We start from the raw sequence: 17,194 nt of genomic DNA on the forward strand, positions 1-17,194 counted from the left end.
AGCCCGGCGTCACCCCCTGGGGTCTCCTTGCCGTGCCCTCCTACCGATAACCGCCTCCGGGCGAAGCTGAAAGGCCCACCATGCAGTACATAGGTATTAACCACGACGGCGACACGTGGGTTGCTGCCCTCAGCGGCGCGCGCGTTTTTCCGTTGGCGACCGTGACGGACTTTTGGGCCGATGCAGCCCGGTGGCACGAGAAAGCGGCGGCGGTGGTCACTGACGCCAGCGCAGGTTTCGAGCGAAGTGACGTCACCGAAGTACCACTGGTTCCTGCCTCGGCACGAGTGATCTGCGTGGGTCTCAATTACAAGGCCCACGCCGCGGAAGGCAGTTACAAGGACCAGGAGCTCCCGCCGTATCCCACGCTGTTTGGCCGGTGGACGGCGTCCCTGTCCGTGGGGCACGTTCCCGTCCCGGTTCCGGGCGGCGAGGCGGGCCTGGACTGGGAAGGCGAGGTAGCTGCGTACATCGGCAAACGCGTGGAGTCCGCTGACGAGGCTGCAGCCGCCGAAGCCGTGTTTGGATACTCCACTTTCAACGACATCACTGCACGACGTGCCCAGAAACTCACGTCCCAGTGGACACTCGGCAAGAACGGCGACTTCACCGGCCCCTTGGGTCCGTTGGTCAGCCGCGACGAGGTCGGTGATCTTCGCGAGGGCCTGCAGCTTCGCACCCGGGTCAACGGCGCCGAGGTTCAGAACGGCAACACCCGCGACATGATCTTTTCCGTCCCGGCCATCATTTCGCTGATCAGTGAAACCCTTACCCTCCACCCCGGCGATGTGATCGCCTCAGGAACTCCCGAGGGAGTCGGCTACGCACGAACACCGCAGTGGCTTCTCCAGGCAGGAGACACAGTCGAGGTGGAGATTGAGAAGCTTGGCACCCTGGTGACCCCCATCGGTGAGCCATCACTCCGGGCGAGGGCCTGATGGCCGCCATCAACCAGGCGCGCTTGGTTGACCTTCCCCACGAGGTTCCCGTCCTGATCTCCGGTGGAGGTCCCAGCGGACTCTTCCTGGCCCTGGATCTGGCTCACCGCGGTATTCAAAGCGTGGTCATTGAGCCCCGCACAGGCATTGACCCGGCCCGTCCGCGCGCCAAGACAACGAATGCCCGGACCATGACGCACCTGCGTCGGCTGGGCCTGGCGTCACAGCTGCGGGAAGCGGCGCCGCTGCCCGTGGACTTCTCCCAGGACGTCATCTTCTGTTCGTCCCTGACCGGACGCGAGATACGTCGTTTCCCGAATGCCTTCCAACTCGAGACAGGCCGCTACGGGCCGCAGCCGGAGTGCGGGCAGCAGGTACCCCAACCGGTGCTGGAGACGGTGCTCCGTGAAGCCGTGGCCGCATCACCACACGCCACTCTCCTGGCAGGATTGCGGGTTGAGGAGTTTGCCTCCCAAGGGTACGTCGGTCAGTCAGTGACAGTGGCTGACAATGCAGGCAACACCCGGACCCTGGCGTGCCGCTTCCTGGCCGGAGCCGACGGCGGTTCGTCAACCGTCCGCCGAGGGCTGGGAATCCGCATGGAGGGCGGATCCGCAGCGCTCTCCAACATCAGCATCCTCTTCCGCTCCAGTGACCTGGCCGAAACGATCAGCCTGGATCCAGCTGTCCAGTATTGGGTCCTTGGACCCGGGACAGCCGGGATGGTTGGGCGCATGAACCTGGACACGACGTGGTGGGCGATTATCCAGGGCGTCGACGCATCCTCGGAAGGGCACGAACTTAACCCGGTGGCGATGGTGCGCTCCTTGGTGGGTGCCGACGTCGAGGTTGACGTCATTGCCACCGACCCGTGGACTGCACGCATGCTCCTGGCGCCCTCCTACGGGCAGGATGGCGTATTCCTGGTGGGAGATGCCGCTCACCAGAACCCACCATGGGGCGGCCACGGATTCAACACGTGCATCGGAGACGCCGCCAACCTGGCATGGAAAATCGCAGCCGCGGTGGAGGGGTGGGCAGGTCCTGCCTTGCTGGACAGTTACGGCCTGGAACGGCGCCCCGTTGCCGAACGCACCATCAACGACGCCGCGGCCAACGGAAAGGCGTTGGCATACCATTTCGCGGATCCTGCCTTGGAACGGGAAGAAAGTGACGGTGCCGCTGCCCGGGCGCGCGCGCACGAATCTCTCAGTGTCAAGCAAAGCGAATTCGATTCCCTGGGCCTGGTGCTTGGCTACAACTACGCCGCCTCGCCACTGGTGGTCCCTGACGGATCACCCGTGCCGGTAGAAGATCCCATCCGGTACGTGCCCACCGCCGCCCCCGGAGCCCTGCTTCCCCACGCATGGATGCCGGACTCCACCTCCATCTACGACCACCTGGGGGCTGGGTTCTCCCTGCTGGTGGACGCTGGATCCCACCCGGATGGTGACCTCGAAAAGACGTACGCGCCCATCCTGATCGCCGCTGCCGAACTGGGCGTACCCCTGACGGTGCATGCAGTAGGACCTGACAGCCGGGGGACTTCGATGTCCGACTTCTGGGCTGCCGACGCTGTGCTGGTCCGCCCCGATCAACACGTCGCGTGGCGGGGTTCGTCCGCTGCCTCAGCAGCACGTGCCCTCCGCATCGCCGCGGGGTGGGTACCCACCGAAAGCCCCGAAAGCGAGGAGGCCACCCATGTCGACGCCGTCGTTTCGTGACTACCTGTACACACCGGACCACCCCCGCGTGGCGAAACTCCGCGGCCTGGACGCGCGGGCCTACGCCGAAGCCGCCAAAGCCGATTCCTTTGCCGGCCCCATGATCGAGGGATGGAAGAAGCTGTATCCCGCACCCTTCGTCGGCGTGACCAACGATGGCGTGGTCCGTGAAGGGCTGTTCACACTGACTGAAGCGTTGCCCGGGGAAGAGGCTCAGACGTCGGGGATGGTGGCCGCGGCCGGGAAGCTGCTGGCACAGCTGCCGTCCGGGCAGCTGGACCGCCTCTGCTACGCCGTCGACGCCCACGAGTGGCAGAGCTGGGCCAACCCGGAATTCATGCAGCACGATACCGGGCTTCGCCTGGATGAATGCGACGGCCCAGTCCGCGATGCCGCCCTGGCCGTGGTGGAGGCCAGCCTCAGCCCGGAAGGGTATGCGCTGACCCGCAACCTCATGCGCATCAACGGTTTCCTGGGCGATTTGGTGGACCTGCCGCTGCTCATGAACGAGTACAGCTACAACTTTGCCCTCTACGGAACTCCCTCGGAAACGGAGCCGTGGGGCTGGCAGTTGTTCGGCCACCATGTCGCTCTCAACTGCCTGGTTGTGGGCAGCCAAATGGTCATCTCTCCAGTGTTCCTCGGCGCCGAACCAGACACCATTGACGATGGACCGTTCCAAGGCCTCAAGGTCTTCAAAGAACGAATCCAGTGGGCACGGGAGCTGATGTCCGCCCTCACGGCTGAGCTTCGCGACGAAGCCACCGTGTACCAAGAGATGCAAGACCCCGCCATGCCGCAGGGGCGTTTGCACTCCGGAGACGAACGGCACTTGGCAGGCTGCTTCCAGGACAACCGGGTCATTCCCTATGAAGGCATTCCAGTCCCGTCCATGACCCCTGCCGCCCTGGCCCTCCTGGACAGACTCGTAGCGGACTCCATTGCCTACCTGCCTGCTGGACCGCGCGCTGCCCGCCTCCGGGAAATCCAAGAACACTACCAGGACACCTGGTTCTCATGGATCGGCGGCTGGGATGCCGGGGAAGCCTTCTACTTCCGGATCCAAAGCCCCGTGGTCATCCTGGAACTGGACCACCACACCGGCGTTTTCCTCAACAACGACACCCCGGCGCCTTTCCACATGCACACGGTAGTGCGGACGCCCAACGGTAACGACTACGGACGGGCGCTGCTGGGACAAGCGGCCGCCCACGCGGACGGGGATAAATCATGACGACGGCGGAACTTACCAACGCAGCGCAGCCGGACACCCGGCAGCAACAGTCCGGCGGCCCCCTGCAGGGATTGCTCGTCATCGATCTCAGCCGCGCACTCGCAGGCCCCCACGCCGGAATGATGCTCGCAGACCTGGGCGCCCGCGTCATCAAGGTTGAGGTTCCCGGCACCGGTGACGACACCCGTGGCTGGGGACCGCCCTTTGTTGGGCCCGAAGATGACCTCCAGGCAACCTACTTCCTCTCGTGCAACCGGAACAAGGAATCGATCAGCCTGGACCTGAAGTCGGACGCCGACCGGACAGTGCTCAAGGAACTGTTGGGCAGGGCCGACATCGTCATCGAGAACTTCCGGACCGGAGTCATGGACCGTTTGGGCTTCTCCACCGCTGCCATGCAGGAACTGAACCCGCAGCTGGTGATCCTCTCCATCACCGGCTTCGGCCATGACGGACCCGAAGGAGGCCGGGCTGGCTATGACCAGATCGTCCAAGGCGAAGCCGGACTCATGTCCGTTACCGGAAACGGCCCCGATGACCCGCAGCGGGTTGGTGTTCCCATCGCAGACCTGTTGTCAGGCATGTACGGTGCCTACGGGCTCCTCGCTGCGCTCCTTGAGCGGGAACGGACCGGCCGCGGACAGGTGGTGCGCACCTCGCTGCTGGCCGCCGTCGTAGGTGTCCACGCCTTCCAGGGAACCCGGGTGACCGTCGCCGGTGAAGTCCCCGAAGCCCAGGGGAACCACCACCCATCCATCGCGCCCTACGGGCTGTTCCGCTGCCTCGACGGCGCGGTGCAAATCAGCGTGGGCAGCGACGCCCTGTGGCGGAAATTCTGTGCTGCTTTCCGCCTGGATGCGGAGGATCCCCTCCTGGCATCAAACGCTGACAGGGTGCGGAACAGACAACGGACCATCGAAGTGGTTGAACGGGCATTTGCGGACTGCGCCGCTGCCGGACTGCTGGAGAAGCTACGCCTCGCCGGTATTCCTGCCGGGAAAGTCCGCACCCTCGACGAGGTCTACGCCTGGGACCAAGTGCGCTCGCAGGGCTTGACCGTGGAGGTTGACCACGACGTCCTTGGTAAGATCACGCTGCCCGGTCCTCCACTGCGCTTCTTCGACGCCTCCCTCGACGGCGAGCGCGAAACAACGCCCGTCACGCACACGGCGCCCCCGCTCTTGAATCGGCACGGCGAGAGTATCCGGAGCTGGCTGGCGACTGAAACTCCATACCGGTCATGACGGTCCATGGTCTTCAGCCAGGCGCCAAGGCTCCCATCATTGCTGCGTCGGAATTGATAGCAGCCGTCGTGGATCCCGGCTCTTATGAATCATGGGACCGTCCACCACTGCACGCCTGCCACGGGGCTGGCTACTTGGAGGCACTTGAATCCGCGAGTCAGCGCAGCGGGACGGATGAAGCGGTGCTGACGGGGGTAGGTACCATCGAGGGCAGGACCGTGGTGGTGATCGCCGGGGAGTTCGCGTTCTTGGGCGGTTCCATCGGCTTGGCTACCGCGTCGAGGATTATCGGTGCTTTGGAACGGGCAACGGCTGAGGGCCTGCCGGTGGTGGCCAGCCCATCCTCGGGTGGAACCCGCATGCAGGAAGGAACTCCCGCGTTTCTTGCCATGGCGCTCATTGCCTCAGCGGTGGAAAGCCACAAATCCGCCGGAAACCCTTACCTCGTCTACCTTCGACACCCCACCACCGGCGGAGCCATGGCCTCATGGGGTTCATTGGGCCATGTCACGTTCGCCCAACCCGGTGCCCTGTTGGGTTTCCTCGGCCCACGGGTCTACGAGTCGTTGCACGGGGAGCCCTTTCCTTCAGGGGTCCAGATGGCCGAGAACCTGGCACGGCACGGTGTGGTTGATGCTGTGGTGCCCGTGGACGGGCTGCGTTCTGTCCTGGTGGCCAGTCTCCGATACGGCCACCAAAACGCAGCGCCAGATGCCGGCGCTGATTCCCCTCATGCATCCGCTGCACTGAGAAACCTCTTCGCTGCCCGGTCGCCTGAGGTGCACCAGGACACAGCATGGGACGTTGTCCTCCGTTCCCGCGACACGAACCGTCCGGGCCTTCGGGAGCTCCTGTCCGCCGCAGCCCATGACGTGGTGCTGTTGGACCGGGGTCCCATCACTGTGGCCCTGGCCTCCGTCGGGGAAGTTCGTTGCGTTGTTGTGGGCCAGGATCGCCGAGAGCAGTACACCGGACGGCTCATCGGACCGCGGCACCTGGCTGCGGCACGGCGTGGCATGCGGCTCGCCGAACAGCTGGGGCTTCCCCTGCTGACCGTCATTGACACCCCGGGAGCGGAGTTGAGTCCTGACGCCGAACAAGGTGGGTTGGCCCGCGAAATTGCCCGATGCCTCGCCCTGTTGCCGACCCTCTCTGTGCCAACGCTGGCCTTCATTGCGGGGGAGGGAACCGGGGGAGCCGCCATCGCGCTGATCCCGGCTGACAAGATCATGTGTGCCCAGCACGCATGGCTCGCCCCGCTGGCCCCGGAAGGAGCCAGCGCCATACTGCATCGCGACAGCTCAAGGGCGTCCGAACTTGCCCGGAGCCTCCGGATCACGGCCGACGACCTTGTGGCGTGCGGGGCCGTCAGCACGGTGGTTGCAGAAAAGCCCGACGCCGCAGCGGAACCGACGGAATTCTGCCGCAGGGCAGGGCTGATGATCGAGGAGAACTTTCTGGATCTCCTGACACTTCGCCGCGGTGACCATGCCGCCGTTGCCGCCGTCGGGCTTGCCTGAAATCGCAACCAAACGCAAAGGGTCCGGCCTCCCTGGGAGTCCGGACCCTTTGCGGTTCAGCCTAGATATCCAAGGCAACACGCCGCTGCGGCGGCGGACCGACGACGGTCAGATCCAGCTCCGCCTGCGCCCGGCCAAAACCTTCCATGTCCATGTAGGGCTCGCCACCTTCCGTGTAGATATAGTCCTCAGTGGGCTTGTTGAAGTACTCGAAGAAACCATTGAAGACCGACGGTGTCAGGAAGCCCACCATCTGGGTGTTGTGTGCATCAAACGCGAAGGAATGAACAGTCCCGGCCGGGGCGTGGACAAAATCGCCCTTGGTCAGCAGCATCTCGCGGCCGTTGGCGTAGAGCCACATTCGTCCCTCAGTGCACAGGAAGTTCTCTGTGTGTTCCGAGTGGAAATGCAGCGGAATGTACGGGGATTTTGCGCCCTTGGTGTGGACCGCGAAGTAGTTATCCCCGGTATTCTGCGGCCGTGACAGATAAGAGAACATGGTCTGATAGCTGACCAGACGCTCGCCTTCCCCCGCACTGAGGAAATAGGGGCTCAGCGTGGACGGCAGGCCCGCGTTCTGTTGCAGTCCCGGCTGGACACGTTCGACGTCCGGGAACGTGATGCCGAATTCAGCACCGACCTCTGCCTGTTCCTTAACCGAAGGTTTGTGGCCGGCGTGGGCCGGAGGAACGTGCGAGTCGATGGGTGTACCGACACGCTGGTAGTAGGCCTCGGCGCCACCGGGAGTCATCCAGTTGAGGAACCGGGTGTAGTGGCTGGCCATACGGTAGGCATGGGGAGTCCCCGGCGGAATAACCACGGAATCACCGGGCGTCAGGATGCGGCTTTCACCGGGCAACCAGACATGCAGGATGCCGTCGAACACGTAGAGGGTCTTGTGTTCGACTGCGTGGCTGACGAACGGAGACTCGGCTCCCATGCCGCCCGAAATGTAGGCTGCGCTGAAGATACCGCCCGTGTCCGCCGCGCGGGCGATCACAGTGATCAACTGACCGTTGACCTCGTAGCGGGCACCATCGCCGGAAGCCATGTAATAGGGAACCGCGTCACCCGGGAGCGTGTTGGCCAGGGGGAGTGTCTTGGTGATTTCCTCGACGCTGAGGGACATATGATCCTTCTTTCCTTCATGGGGCTGTGTGCCTCTTCTTAGCTTTGCTCATTGCACCCGCGGCGCAGGGCCGCGTTTTCAATCATTGGAAGGAGAGCTCGGCGGCGCTGCCACTCCGGACGTGCCGGCCCGGACCAACAATCTCGTCGTCCACTCCTGGTAGCCGCAGTACAGCCTCGCTGCCATCCGGGACCGTGCATTCAACCTCAAGCCGACCGTCAACGATCTCCCATCGAACCGAAGCAATCCCCAGCGCTGTCTCCAGTCTGGTTTCTGCCCACTGGAGTCCGCCGCCAGGCTGCGGTGCAACCAGGATTCGGCTGTAGCCTGGCTCCAGCGCGGACAATCCGCCAATGGTCCGGTGCATCCAGTCGACCACCGCGCCAAGGGCGTAGTGGTTGAAGCTGGTCATTTCGCCGGCGTTGATGCTGCCATCGGGAAGCATGGAGTCCCAGCGTTCCCAGATGGTGGTGGCGCCCATGGTGACCGGATAGAGCCACGAGGGGTTTTCGGTCTGGAGCAGGAGCCGGTATGCCGCATCGAGGTGGCCCGTGTCTGTCAGCGCATCGGTGACGAACGGTGTCCCCGCAAAGCCGGTGGAAATGCGGAAGCCCGACCTTTCCACCAGCTCGGCCAGCCGATTGCCCGCGAAGTCACGGTCGCCCTCACCAAGAATCCCGAAGACGATGGCCAGGGCGTAGACGGTGGTGCAATCGCTGGTGATCACGCCGTCGTCGCCAACATAATGAGCCTTGAATGCGGTCCGCAGTCCCTGCGCCATGTCGCCAAATTCTGCGGATTCAGCGTGATCCCCGAGCACCTCGGCGGCAGCAGCAACCAAGGAAGCCGAGCGGAAAGCACACAGTGTTGCCACCACATGCTTGTCAGCTTTGGCCGCCCACGGCTGGTCCGGGGACGCGTCGGGGTCGAGCCAGTCGCCAAACTGGAAGCCGGTGTCCCACAAACCGTTGGGCGAGAGCTTGCTGCGGAGCCGCCGGGCGTGCCCGGTCATGGACTCGAATTGCTCCTCGAGGACCCGTCGATCACCGAAGGCCTCCCACAGTGCCCAAGGTACCCACACGGCAGCGTCGCTCCACACCGCTGCCGTATCCGGGGCTCCGAACTCGGCCGGTTGTTCGATGTACTTGAGCACATTGGGGACGACGAAAGGCACCAGATCCTCATCATGGCTCTGCTCCAAAGCAAGGTCGCGCAGCCAGTCCCTCAGGAAGTCACGGCTGTCGAACAGGAACGCCGCACTCGGTGCGAAGGCCGAGAGGTCACCGGTCCAGCCCAGACGTTCGTCGCGCTGCGGGCAGTCGGTGGGAACGTCCACGAAATTGCCGCGCATGCCCCACACGGCGTTCTCGTGCAGGCGGTTCAAGAGTGGATCGGACGTCTGGAAGGTGCCGATCCGCTTCATGTCCGAACTGATGACGACGGCGGTCAGGCCGCCTTTGGCTTGTAGGGCTTCGGCGCCTCCCGGCCAACCTTCAACTTCCACGTATCGGAAGCCGTGGAATGTCAGCGTCGGCTCGAAGCTGTCTGCCCCGCCTGAGAGCGTAAAACGGTCCGTCGCTTCCGCCGAACGCAGGGGCCGGGTGCCCAACTCCTCATGCTCCAGTACTTCCGCGTGACGGAGGGTCACCACCTCGCCGGAAGTACCGGTCACTGACGCCCGCACCCAGCCCACCAGGTTTTGGCCGAAGTCCACCAAGAGCTTGCCAGCCGGCGACGTCCACACTTTCACGGGCTGTAGCTCCAGCTGGGGCCGGACGGGAGGTCCGATGTATGGCTCAAGGCGGCTGAGGTCGTCGTCGAGTTCGCGGACCGCCGACCATTCGGCGGAGCTGAACCCTGGGGCGAGCCACGCGTCATCGAAACGCCGGGCGTCTATTGACTGCCCGTCGTAGAGATCGTTGGCAGTGGTGGCCGACGGCCCGGCAGTCCACGATTCATCGGTGCCGATTACCTGTTCGTGGCCGTCGGCGAACCGAACCCGCAACTCGGCAAACCCGCCAAGCTCCTCACCGTAGTATTTCGAACCACCGGACCACGCCAGCCGTCCCCGGTACCAGCCGTTGCCGAGCGCAAGTCCAATGACCGTCGTCGGGCCTATCAAGTCTGTGACGTCGAGTTCGCTGTACCGGACCCGCCATTCGTAGCTGGACCAACCCGGGGTGAGCAGGTCCTCGGAGGCGCGCCTGCCGTTGACCCATGCCTCCACCACGCCCAGCGCGGACAGGAACAGGGTGGCAGACACGACGTCGCCATGGCCTTCGTCGAGCGTGAATTGGCCGCGCAGCAGGGGTGCCCCGTCGTATTCTTTGTCCGCAGCGATCATGCGGGCGTGCCAGGTAGTCATCAGGGTGATCTCCAAAGTTCTTGCGGGTTCAATTGCAGGGTTGACTGGACCAGGAGGCCGGTCTAAACAGCTTGGAAGGCCCCGTCGAACGAGGCGCCGTTGCTCTGCGCCACGCTTCCCAGCCAGTGGGCGCTTGGTTTCGGCGTCCGCTGCTGGGTGGTCCGGTCCACCGCGATGAGTCCGAACTTGGGAACGTAGCCGAATACCCACTCGAAGTTGTCGAAGGCAGTCCAGGCGATGTAGCCGCGGACATCAATGCCGTCGGCCAGGCAGGACGCGACACCGGCGACCGCCGTGCGGAGGTAGTCCAGGCGTTGGGCGTCGTCTTCGGTTGCGAGGCCGTTTTCAGTGACGATGACGGGGATCCGGGCAACGCGGGCGGCCTCGCGGATGGTCGCCTCCAGGCCCTCAGGGTAGATTTCCTCGCCCATCTGGTTGGTGGGAACTCCATCCTCGGCGTGAACCAGCCCATCGGCTCCGAACACCGTGCGTCCGTACGTCTGGATGCCCACGAAGTCATCTCCACGGGAGGCTTCGAGGAACCTCTCATTGACCTCCCGGCGGATACGGTCGGCGTTGACTTCTCCGCCTGGCGCGGCATGGATGTCCGTGTTGGCCAGGGTCCAGCCAACCATCAGCTCGGGGTACCGGGCCTTGATGGCGTCGCGGCCGGCATGATGCGCTGCAAGTTTCACGTCGAAGCCTGCATCAGAGACGGTGAATTGGAAAGGAGCCACCCTTGCTGCCTCGATGTTGAGGCGCTCGGCTGCGGCGGCCCAGACCGGCACCTGCCCGCGGCTTTCTGCGGGGCCGCCACCGATTCCGATTTCCTTGAGCAGCCAGGGAAGGTTGGGCTCGTTCAGTGTGCAGGCAACCCCGATCAGGTCGCCAAGGTGTTCAGTGACGCGATCGCAGTAGCGACCGAACCGTTCCGGCGTCGCTGCATCTTCCCAACCCCCGGCGGCCAACAGCCACAACGGAGAGGTGAAATGGTGGAAGGTCACTACGGGAGTCAGGCCGTGCTGGTGGCACGCTTCCAGGACGCGACGATAGTGGTTGAGGGCCGCCGTCGAGAACTGACCTTCCTCAGGTTCGATCCGCGCCCACTCCAGCGAGAAGCGGTAAGTGGTGAAACCGAGACTGGCAATGAGGGCGATGTCCTCGCTGTAGCGGTGGTAGTGGTCGATCGCGTCACCGGAGGGTTCGGCGAAGATTGTGCCGGGTAACTGCTCCAGGAACCAGGTATCGCTGTTGACGTTGTTCCCTTCAACTTGGTGGGCAGCTGTGGCGACTCCCCAGAGGAATTCGCCAGGGAAAGAGGGGGACTTTGTCATGGTTTTCCTTATCGAAGCTTGACTAATGGTCGCCGCTGTCTAGCGGACGCCCTTGATAAACGTGACGGTGATGCTGCCCATGGCACACAGGGCTGCGGCTGCGAACCAAAGGAGACCGTAGTTGTGCCCGCTGCCGATGGCGAGAATGGCCGGTGCGGCTGCCGGAACGATGATGTTGGGGATGCTGAGGGCGAGGCTGAAGACGGCCATGTCCTTGCCGGTGTCGCGGGCGTCCGGGAGGACAGCTGCGCACAGGGCGAGGTCGACGGTGAGGTACATCGCCTGGCCCATGGAGAAGACGATCCAGGCCACAACGAATTGTTCGAAGGACGTTGCCGTGGCGCCGAAAACCAGAGCCGTCGCCATGAGGAGAGCCGCGGCAATGACAAACGGCTTGCGGCGTCCGATCTTGTCCGAAAGCCAGCCCGAGACCGTGAAGAAAAGGATGCTGACCGGAGCCGATACCAGGGTGAGCAGGCCCGCGCTCTTCCCCGCTTCGGCGATTGGCATGTGGAGTCCATCCATCAGGAAGAAGATGAAGTAGGCAAACAATGCCGTCATGGCAATGCCGGCAAGGAACCGTGAAACCCAAGCCCATGCGAAGTTCGGATGCTTCCTCGGATCAACAAGGAAGGACTTCGCCAATCCCTTGAGGTCCAAGACGGGCAGTTCAGCCCGGGTCTTGGCGGGGTCCTTGTAGAGGACCAGCAGCGGCAAGCTGCAGGCGATGGCCAGCAGAACGGGTACGCACATCATGAGCAGAGGGGCTTCCACCAACCAGGCGGCAAGGTAGGAACCCGCTGACATGGCCAGTGCGCCGGCCATGCCCATGGCGCCCATGACCCGTGCCCGCTTGTTGTCCGGAAGGGCCTCGATGGGAATTACTGCGTAGGCGTTGAAGGCGGCTTGCGCCGAGACCAGGGCGATGACATACGCGGCGATGATCACGGGTGTGGACGGCACTGTGCCGATGACAGCTGCTGCGAGCAGGGCAGGGACCAGTCCGCCGATGATCCACGGACGACGCCGGCCGAACCGGCCCGCGGTGCGATCGGAGAGTGCACCGGTGATTGGGACGGTGACGATCAGAAGCAGTGAACTGATGGAAACGGCCATGCCATAGCTCGTCTCTTTGCTGGCCGGGTCGACGACGGCCAGACGGAGCGAGAGTGCCGTTCCCAGCGTCAGGCTCATGATGTACATGCCCAAAGCAGCGATGAGTACCAATGCCATGGTTTTCCGGGGCGACATCGGCTGCTGTGCGATTGGCTGCTGCGCTGCAACGCCCGACGTCGGCGTTGCAGCGGATGGTGAGTGAAGTGTTGCGTTCCCGGCAGGTTCCATGACCTGCGCCTGGGCTGTGGGGTCACCCATGAAAATCCTCCTTTGGACCAGAGCCACCGTTGGCTCCCTGTGACCGGTGATGCAGGCTCCGAGCGGCAACCGCCGGACCTTTCCAGCAACGTTAACCAAACTTAGACCACATTGGAATACTTTCTTAAAGATTTCTTTTCCAAAGTGGAAAAGAAACTTGGTAGCCTCTTCTCAGAGGAGGTCCACCCATGGATCAGGAAACCCGCGGGCCCGCCCGCACGGGCAAGCGTGCCCCCTACGCCAACGGAGCCAAGAAGCGTGCTGAATTGGTGGAAGCAGCCTTCCAGGTATTCGCTGAAAAGGGCTACCTGGGCCTGTCGATCCGCCAGATAGCGGAGGCGGTGGGCACCAGCCATACTGCGCTTCTTCACCACTTCGGGAGCAAGGAAGCACTACTGGAGGCCGTGCTTGTCCTCCGCGAAGAGCGGGAAGGGCCATGGAGGACTGAGCTGATCAGCAACAAAGGTCTCCTTGAAACCGTGCCTGCCGTTATGCGGCACAATGCGGGGATCCGGGGAGTTATTCAACTCGATGCGACGCTGCGGGCAGAGGCCATCAACCCCGACCACCCGGCTCACGACTTCTTATTACGACGCAATCAGGATTTCGTTGACTCAGTCCGTGCCGAACTGGAGCGCGAGCTCGCGGCTGGACGCCTACGGGACGGCATCTCGCCCATTGTGGTGGCCCGTCAGATTACCTCGCTCGTGGATGGAATCCAGCTGGCCTGGCTCTACGACGAGTCAGTGGACATGGCCGATCATCTCCAGGGCTTCATGGAGCTGATCAAGCACCCTTAGTTCAAGGGTAAACGCGGATCACCAGGGGGAGAGGCTAAACGGCGCCGACGGTCCCACGACGCGGACGGGCAACCCATCGTCGTCCCTTAGCATCGCGCGAACCAACCGCCGTTCCTCCCAGCGAAGCAACAGTGGCGCTTGACCCCGCTGTATCACGATGCCCTCGTTCGTCGTCGAATAGCGTTCTTTCAACCCCTCCAGCTCCTCGGCTTGAAGCAGCGCGACCGTGCTGCCTGCGGACCGGTCCACCAGACGGACCAGCGAGGAAGGGCCCGTCAGATCGGTAGCGACGAAGCGCTGCTCGCTTGCGGCAAGAATTGTTCTCTGCGCGGCACGGGTCACTACCAACGGGCGTGACGGCCCGCTCAACAGGCCGATCAGAACGTCCGCCGCAGCGTTGGGGCGGCCAGTTCTCCGCGCCGCTGCTTGCATGCTCCGCAAACGCCCGGGCTCACGGAGCACCTCATCGATTTTCCACCCGATCGTTGCGGCGTTGTTGCATCGGATGGCTGCTCCCTGTTCCATCAGGTAATCGCCGTTGCGGGTCTCCTGCCCAGGGATGGGGTTCACAAGCACCATCGGCAACCCCGCAGCCATGCACTCCGAAGACGAAAGGCCGCCCGGCTTGCCCACAAAAAGGTCCGCGCGGGCCAGCAGTTGCGGCATCTCCGTCGTGAATCCGAGCACACGGTAGCGGTTGCCCGCCGGCGCCACCAGTTCCTCGATGCGCTGACGCAATAGAGCGTTGTTTCCACAGACCACCGTGGCCGTGAACTCCGAGCGCATGTGCATCGTCTGCCGAACCACCGAGACGGCATAGTCGCCGCCCGTGGCGCCAGCCGAGATCAGCAACATCGGCGGCCTGTTGACGTCGCGGATGGGCAAGGGAGCGAGCTGCTTGGTGATCGGGATCCCGGTGGCCGCGACGCGGTCCGGAGGCAGACCGAGCGCCATCAGTTCCATGCGGCCTTCCTCCTTGGCCAGGAAGATCTTGTGGAAAGCACCGGTGAGCGACAGCCCTTGGAAATCGTAATCTGTGGTCACTACGGCTGTCTTCGCGTCGACCACGCCTCGAAGGAGCAGCGAAGCCAGGAGCTGGGCGGGGAGGAAATGGGTGCATACAACCGCGGTCGGCTTGAACCGTTTGATTGCACTGACCACCGGACTGGCGTTCAACCGCGTCCAGGGGTCAATTGGGCCGCGGCGCCGGAACGGTGGGTCGCTGATGTCGTAACCCCACTCGACCAGCCAAGGCAAGCCCTCGACCAGAACGAAGTAGCCTTTCCCCAACAGTGTGCGGTAGAGCAGGCTGCTGACGTCCAGCACATCCAGCACCTCGACCTCGGCTATGTCATGGCGGGCCGCGCACGCCTGCTGGATCGCGGCCGCGGCGCTGTTGTGACCGGACCCCACACCTGCAGACAGGATCAAGACGCGCTCCCCACGGCCGGTATCCGGGTCTCGAGCCGACGTTGTGCGCATGGAGTGAGGCTAGCAGGCATGGGCGGTGTCGGGGTCTCGGTCGGCAGTCCTCCGAAAATGGTGGCCGCAGCTTGGGCCACTGTGACCTTCGGCCCTGTTGGATGCAGGCGGTTCGCAGCATTCTGGCAGGACGGACCATCACAAACGCCAGGAGGGCAGCATGGATCAGGACGGATCATGGGGCAGGATCGTTGTAGGTGTGGACGGTTCGGAGGCGTCCATCCAGGCGCTCCGCGATGCCCAACGTTTGGCGGTCCCGCTCGGGGCAACCGTTGAGGCCATAGCGTACTGGGATTTCCCACGGGTCTACGATGGCTACGTTGCCGTCGGCATCAACGGCTTCGAGGAGGCCGCAGGTCAAGTACTGAAAGAGTCGATAGAGAAGGCCTTCGGCGTCGACGTGCCGGATAATGTCCGTTCCCATCTGGAACAAGGCCATCCTCGGCAAGGATTGATCAACGCCAGCCGGGGAGCAGGAATGGTGGTGGTGGGCAGGCGTGGCCACGGCGGATTTGGCGGTCTCCTGTTGGGATCGGTCAGTTCTGCCTGCGTGGCCCACGCACATTGCCCTGTTCTTGTTGTGCACACCCCCGAAAAGGAGGCCTGAAATGATGGTTCCCGGGCATGAACCTGTACGCATCGATGGTGCCCGCCACGTCAGTGAAGACCTTGGTGAGGCGGAATGCTGGGAGAGGCTGCGAGCGCAGGACACGGGGCGCATAGGTTTTGTCCACCACGGCAGAGTGATGATCTTGCCAGTCAACTATCTGGTCCACGATCACGCCATCTACTTCCGAACCTCGTTGGAAGGCTTGATCGGCGGTCCGGCGGCCAGAACGCAGACATCATTCCAGATCGACGACGCCAGGGCTGATCGAAGCGAAGGGTGGTCGGTGTTGGCCAGCGGGTCTTCATCCCATGTTGTTGACCGGGAGCTGCTCACGCGCCTGTGGGGCCATATGACGGCAGAACCGTGGGCCGGTGGGGACAGGGGCCACTTCATCTGTATCCAACCCGCCATCATCACAGGGAAGCACGTCTTTCTCGCTTAGCTGCAACGCCTAAATGCGGACCTGCCAGCCGCGCAATGATCGTGGGGCACGGCAGCTTGGTGAGAACTGCATGCGCTGTTGAGCCCAACAGGAGGCGTTTGAAACTTCCCCGTCCCCGGCTGCCTACTACCAGCAGTTGCGCAGTGGCCCCTGCCGCGAGCAGTGCTTCGGCTGGCCGCGTGTGGGTGTCGAGGACCTGGTGCACCACTAGATCCGGGTACTTGTCTGCCAAACCGGCGACAGTTTCAGCCAGGACGACGCGCTCTTCTTCCGTGATGACCTCGAAGTAGTTGGTATGCGGAACACCTCGGGTAACCCAGGGTTCCGGTGTGGGGAAGGCATGGAGAACAGTCAGCTCCTGGCCTATGCGGTCCGCTTCTGCTGCAGCAAACGCGACGGCCTGTGTTGACTCTTCGGAACCATCCACGCCCACCACAATCCCTTTGCGGTGTGCCATGTCGTGCTCGCCGATCACTGCTACGGGACAACGTGCAACGGCAGCAACCTGTAACGCGCGATCGGTCAGGGAACCGCCGGCCCAACCATGGCCCGAACCGATAACCACCATGGCTGCCTTCTTGGACCTCTTGCCCAATGCGTATCCGGCTCCACCGGAGACGAGGTCGGTGGTGACGGAGACGGTGGGTTCCATTTTGGCTGCACGGTCCTTGGCAGCAGCAAGGAAGGTGACGCCGGACTCCCGGATCCAGTCGTTGTACCCGACGGCGTCGTACACCCATCGGTCGTCCACTGCATGGACCAACAGTATCGGCAGCTTCACGGCGGCTGCTCGCTGCACTGCCCACCCCATGGCGGCCTCGCTGCTGGGTGAATCGTTGACGCCGACGACAATTGCTTCTTGCATGGCTTGGCCCGTTCTTCGTTGATGGGTTCCCCGACTTCCGACGGGTTCTGTTGTCAGTTTGTACCGGGCTTCATATGGGCGGTTAGGGCCGGAAGTCCTTATTCCTGGGCGGCGATCGCGCTGGCACCTTGGT

Annotated in this window: 14 protein-coding genes; 8 read left to right on the forward strand and 6 right to left on the reverse strand. The window is 63.4% G+C overall.

Annotated elements, in window-relative coordinates:
- The first annotated feature begins 80 nt into the window (after positions 1-80).
- From JOE60_RS08475 to JOE60_RS08495, 5 genes are read left to right on the forward strand one after another with little or no spacing between them, the layout of a single operon-like run.
- Positions 81-938: a fumarylacetoacetate hydrolase family protein gene (locus JOE60_RS08475; RefSeq protein WP_167266937.1), complete on the forward strand. Its 858-nt coding sequence runs from the start codon at positions 81-83 to the stop codon at positions 936-938.
- Positions 938-2,662: an FAD-dependent monooxygenase gene (locus JOE60_RS08480; protein WP_167266935.1), complete on the forward strand. Its 1,725-nt coding sequence runs from the start codon at positions 938-940 to the stop codon at positions 2,660-2,662. Before JOE60_RS08475 ends, JOE60_RS08480 begins: the two co-directional genes overlap by 1 nt.
- Complete coding sequence (locus tag JOE60_RS08485; protein ID WP_167266933.1) at positions 2,640-3,896, forward strand: DUF3500 domain-containing protein; 1,257 nt, start codon at positions 2,640-2,642, stop codon at positions 3,894-3,896. The genes JOE60_RS08480 and JOE60_RS08485 overlap by 23 nt, the downstream gene beginning before the upstream one ends.
- On the forward strand, positions 3,893-5,140 hold the full coding sequence (locus JOE60_RS08490; RefSeq protein ID WP_167266930.1) for a CaiB/BaiF CoA transferase family protein: 1,248 nt from the start codon (positions 3,893-3,895) through the stop codon (positions 5,138-5,140). Before JOE60_RS08485 ends, JOE60_RS08490 begins: the two co-directional genes overlap by 4 nt.
- Positions 5,137-6,660, forward strand: coding sequence for a carboxyl transferase domain-containing protein (locus tag JOE60_RS08495; RefSeq protein WP_167266927.1), 1,524 nt, complete (start codon positions 5,137-5,139; stop codon positions 6,658-6,660). The genes JOE60_RS08490 and JOE60_RS08495 overlap by 4 nt, the downstream gene beginning before the upstream one ends.
- 61 nt (positions 6,661-6,721) lie before the next feature.
- On the opposite strand, the gene JOE60_RS08500 is transcribed toward JOE60_RS08495, so the two are convergent.
- The 4 genes from JOE60_RS08500 to JOE60_RS08515 form a co-directional block, all read right to left on the reverse strand.
- Positions 6,722-7,789 carry a quercetin 2,3-dioxygenase gene (locus JOE60_RS08500; RefSeq protein WP_167266925.1) on the reverse strand — a complete coding sequence of 356 codons (1,068 nt, stop codon included), beginning with the start codon at positions 7,787-7,789 and terminating at the stop codon, positions 6,722-6,724.
- A gap of 82 nt (positions 7,790-7,871) precedes the next feature.
- The gene (locus tag JOE60_RS08505) at positions 7,872-10,154 is read right to left on the reverse strand and encodes an alpha-L-rhamnosidase (protein ID WP_167266923.1); all 2,283 of its coding nucleotides are present in this window, start codon (positions 10,152-10,154) and stop codon (positions 7,872-7,874) included.
- 62 nt (positions 10,155-10,216) lie between these two features.
- A complete protein-coding gene (locus JOE60_RS08510) occupies positions 10,217-11,488 on the reverse strand; it encodes a glycoside hydrolase family 1 protein (RefSeq protein WP_167266921.1) in 1,272 nt (423 codons plus the stop codon).
- A 39-nt stretch (positions 11,489-11,527) separates the two neighbouring features.
- Complete coding sequence (locus JOE60_RS08515) at positions 11,528-12,862, reverse strand: MFS transporter (RefSeq protein WP_167266919.1); 1,335 nt, start codon at positions 12,860-12,862, stop codon at positions 11,528-11,530.
- A gap of 188 nt (positions 12,863-13,050) precedes the next feature.
- Between JOE60_RS08515 and JOE60_RS08520 the strand changes: the two genes are divergently transcribed.
- Positions 13,051-13,662, forward strand: coding sequence for a TetR/AcrR family transcriptional regulator (locus tag JOE60_RS08520; protein ID WP_167266917.1), 612 nt, complete (start codon positions 13,051-13,053; stop codon positions 13,660-13,662).
- 18 nt (positions 13,663-13,680) lie between these two features.
- Here JOE60_RS08520 and JOE60_RS08525 read toward each other — a convergent pair whose 3' ends face one another.
- Complete coding sequence (locus tag JOE60_RS08525) at positions 13,681-15,144, reverse strand: MGDG synthase family glycosyltransferase (protein ID WP_167266915.1); 1,464 nt, start codon at positions 15,142-15,144, stop codon at positions 13,681-13,683.
- A 160-nt stretch (positions 15,145-15,304) separates the two neighbouring features.
- Between JOE60_RS08525 and JOE60_RS08530 the strand changes: the two genes are divergently transcribed.
- Both JOE60_RS08530 and JOE60_RS08535 read left to right on the forward strand, forming a co-directional pair.
- Complete coding sequence (locus JOE60_RS08530) at positions 15,305-15,751, forward strand: universal stress protein (RefSeq protein ID WP_167266913.1); 447 nt, start codon at positions 15,305-15,307, stop codon at positions 15,749-15,751.
- Between the two features lie 4 nt (positions 15,752-15,755).
- Positions 15,756-16,196 (forward strand): pyridoxamine 5'-phosphate oxidase family protein, encoded by a 441-nt coding sequence (locus JOE60_RS08535; RefSeq protein WP_239529018.1) that lies wholly within the window; start codon positions 15,756-15,758, stop codon positions 16,194-16,196.
- On the opposite strand, the gene JOE60_RS08540 is transcribed toward JOE60_RS08535, so the two are convergent.
- Entirely contained in the window at positions 16,168-17,061 is an 894-nt protein-coding gene (locus tag JOE60_RS08540) for a universal stress protein (RefSeq protein ID WP_167266909.1), read from the reverse strand. The two genes, JOE60_RS08535 and JOE60_RS08540, sit on opposite strands and share 29 nt — an antisense overlap.
- Between the last annotated feature and the right edge of the window lie 133 nt (positions 17,062-17,194).

The organism is Paenarthrobacter ilicis (genome assembly GCF_016907545.1).
GTDB classification, from domain to species: Bacteria; Actinomycetota; Actinomycetes; order Actinomycetales; family Micrococcaceae; genus Arthrobacter; species Arthrobacter ilicis.

Coding starts and splice junctions, on each gene's coding strand:
- JOE60_RS08475 (WP_167266937.1), top strand. CDS start 81: ATGCAGTACATAGGTATTAACCACGACGGCGACACGTGGGTTGCTGCC.
- JOE60_RS08480 (WP_167266935.1), top strand. CDS start 938: ATGGCCGCCATCAACCAGGCGCGCTTGGTTGACCTTCCCCACGAGGTT.
- JOE60_RS08485 (WP_167266933.1), top strand. CDS start 2,640: ATGTCGACGCCGTCGTTTCGTGACTACCTGTACACACCGGACCACCCC.
- JOE60_RS08490 (WP_167266930.1), top strand. CDS start 3,893: ATGACGACGGCGGAACTTACCAACGCAGCGCAGCCGGACACCCGGCAG.
- JOE60_RS08495 (WP_167266927.1), top strand. CDS start 5,137: ATGACGGTCCATGGTCTTCAGCCAGGCGCCAAGGCTCCCATCATTGCT.
- JOE60_RS08500 (WP_167266925.1), bottom strand. CDS start 7,789: ATGTCCCTCAGCGTCGAGGAAATCACCAAGACACTCCCCCTGGCCAAC.
- JOE60_RS08505 (WP_167266923.1), bottom strand. CDS start 10,154: ATGACTACCTGGCACGCCCGCATGATCGCTGCGGACAAAGAATACGAC.
- JOE60_RS08510 (WP_167266921.1), bottom strand. CDS start 11,488: ATGACAAAGTCCCCCTCTTTCCCTGGCGAATTCCTCTGGGGAGTCGCC.
- JOE60_RS08515 (WP_167266919.1), bottom strand. CDS start 12,862: ATGGGTGACCCCACAGCCCAGGCGCAGGTCATGGAACCTGCCGGGAAC.
- JOE60_RS08520 (WP_167266917.1), top strand. CDS start 13,051: ATGGATCAGGAAACCCGCGGGCCCGCCCGCACGGGCAAGCGTGCCCCC.
- JOE60_RS08525 (WP_167266915.1), bottom strand. CDS start 15,144: ATGCGCACAACGTCGGCTCGAGACCCGGATACCGGCCGTGGGGAGCGC.
- JOE60_RS08530 (WP_167266913.1), top strand. CDS start 15,305: ATGGATCAGGACGGATCATGGGGCAGGATCGTTGTAGGTGTGGACGGT.
- JOE60_RS08535 (WP_239529018.1), top strand. CDS start 15,756: ATGGTTCCCGGGCATGAACCTGTACGCATCGATGGTGCCCGCCACGTC.
- JOE60_RS08540 (WP_167266909.1), bottom strand. CDS start 17,061: ATGCAAGAAGCAATTGTCGTCGGCGTCAACGATTCACCCAGCAGCGAG.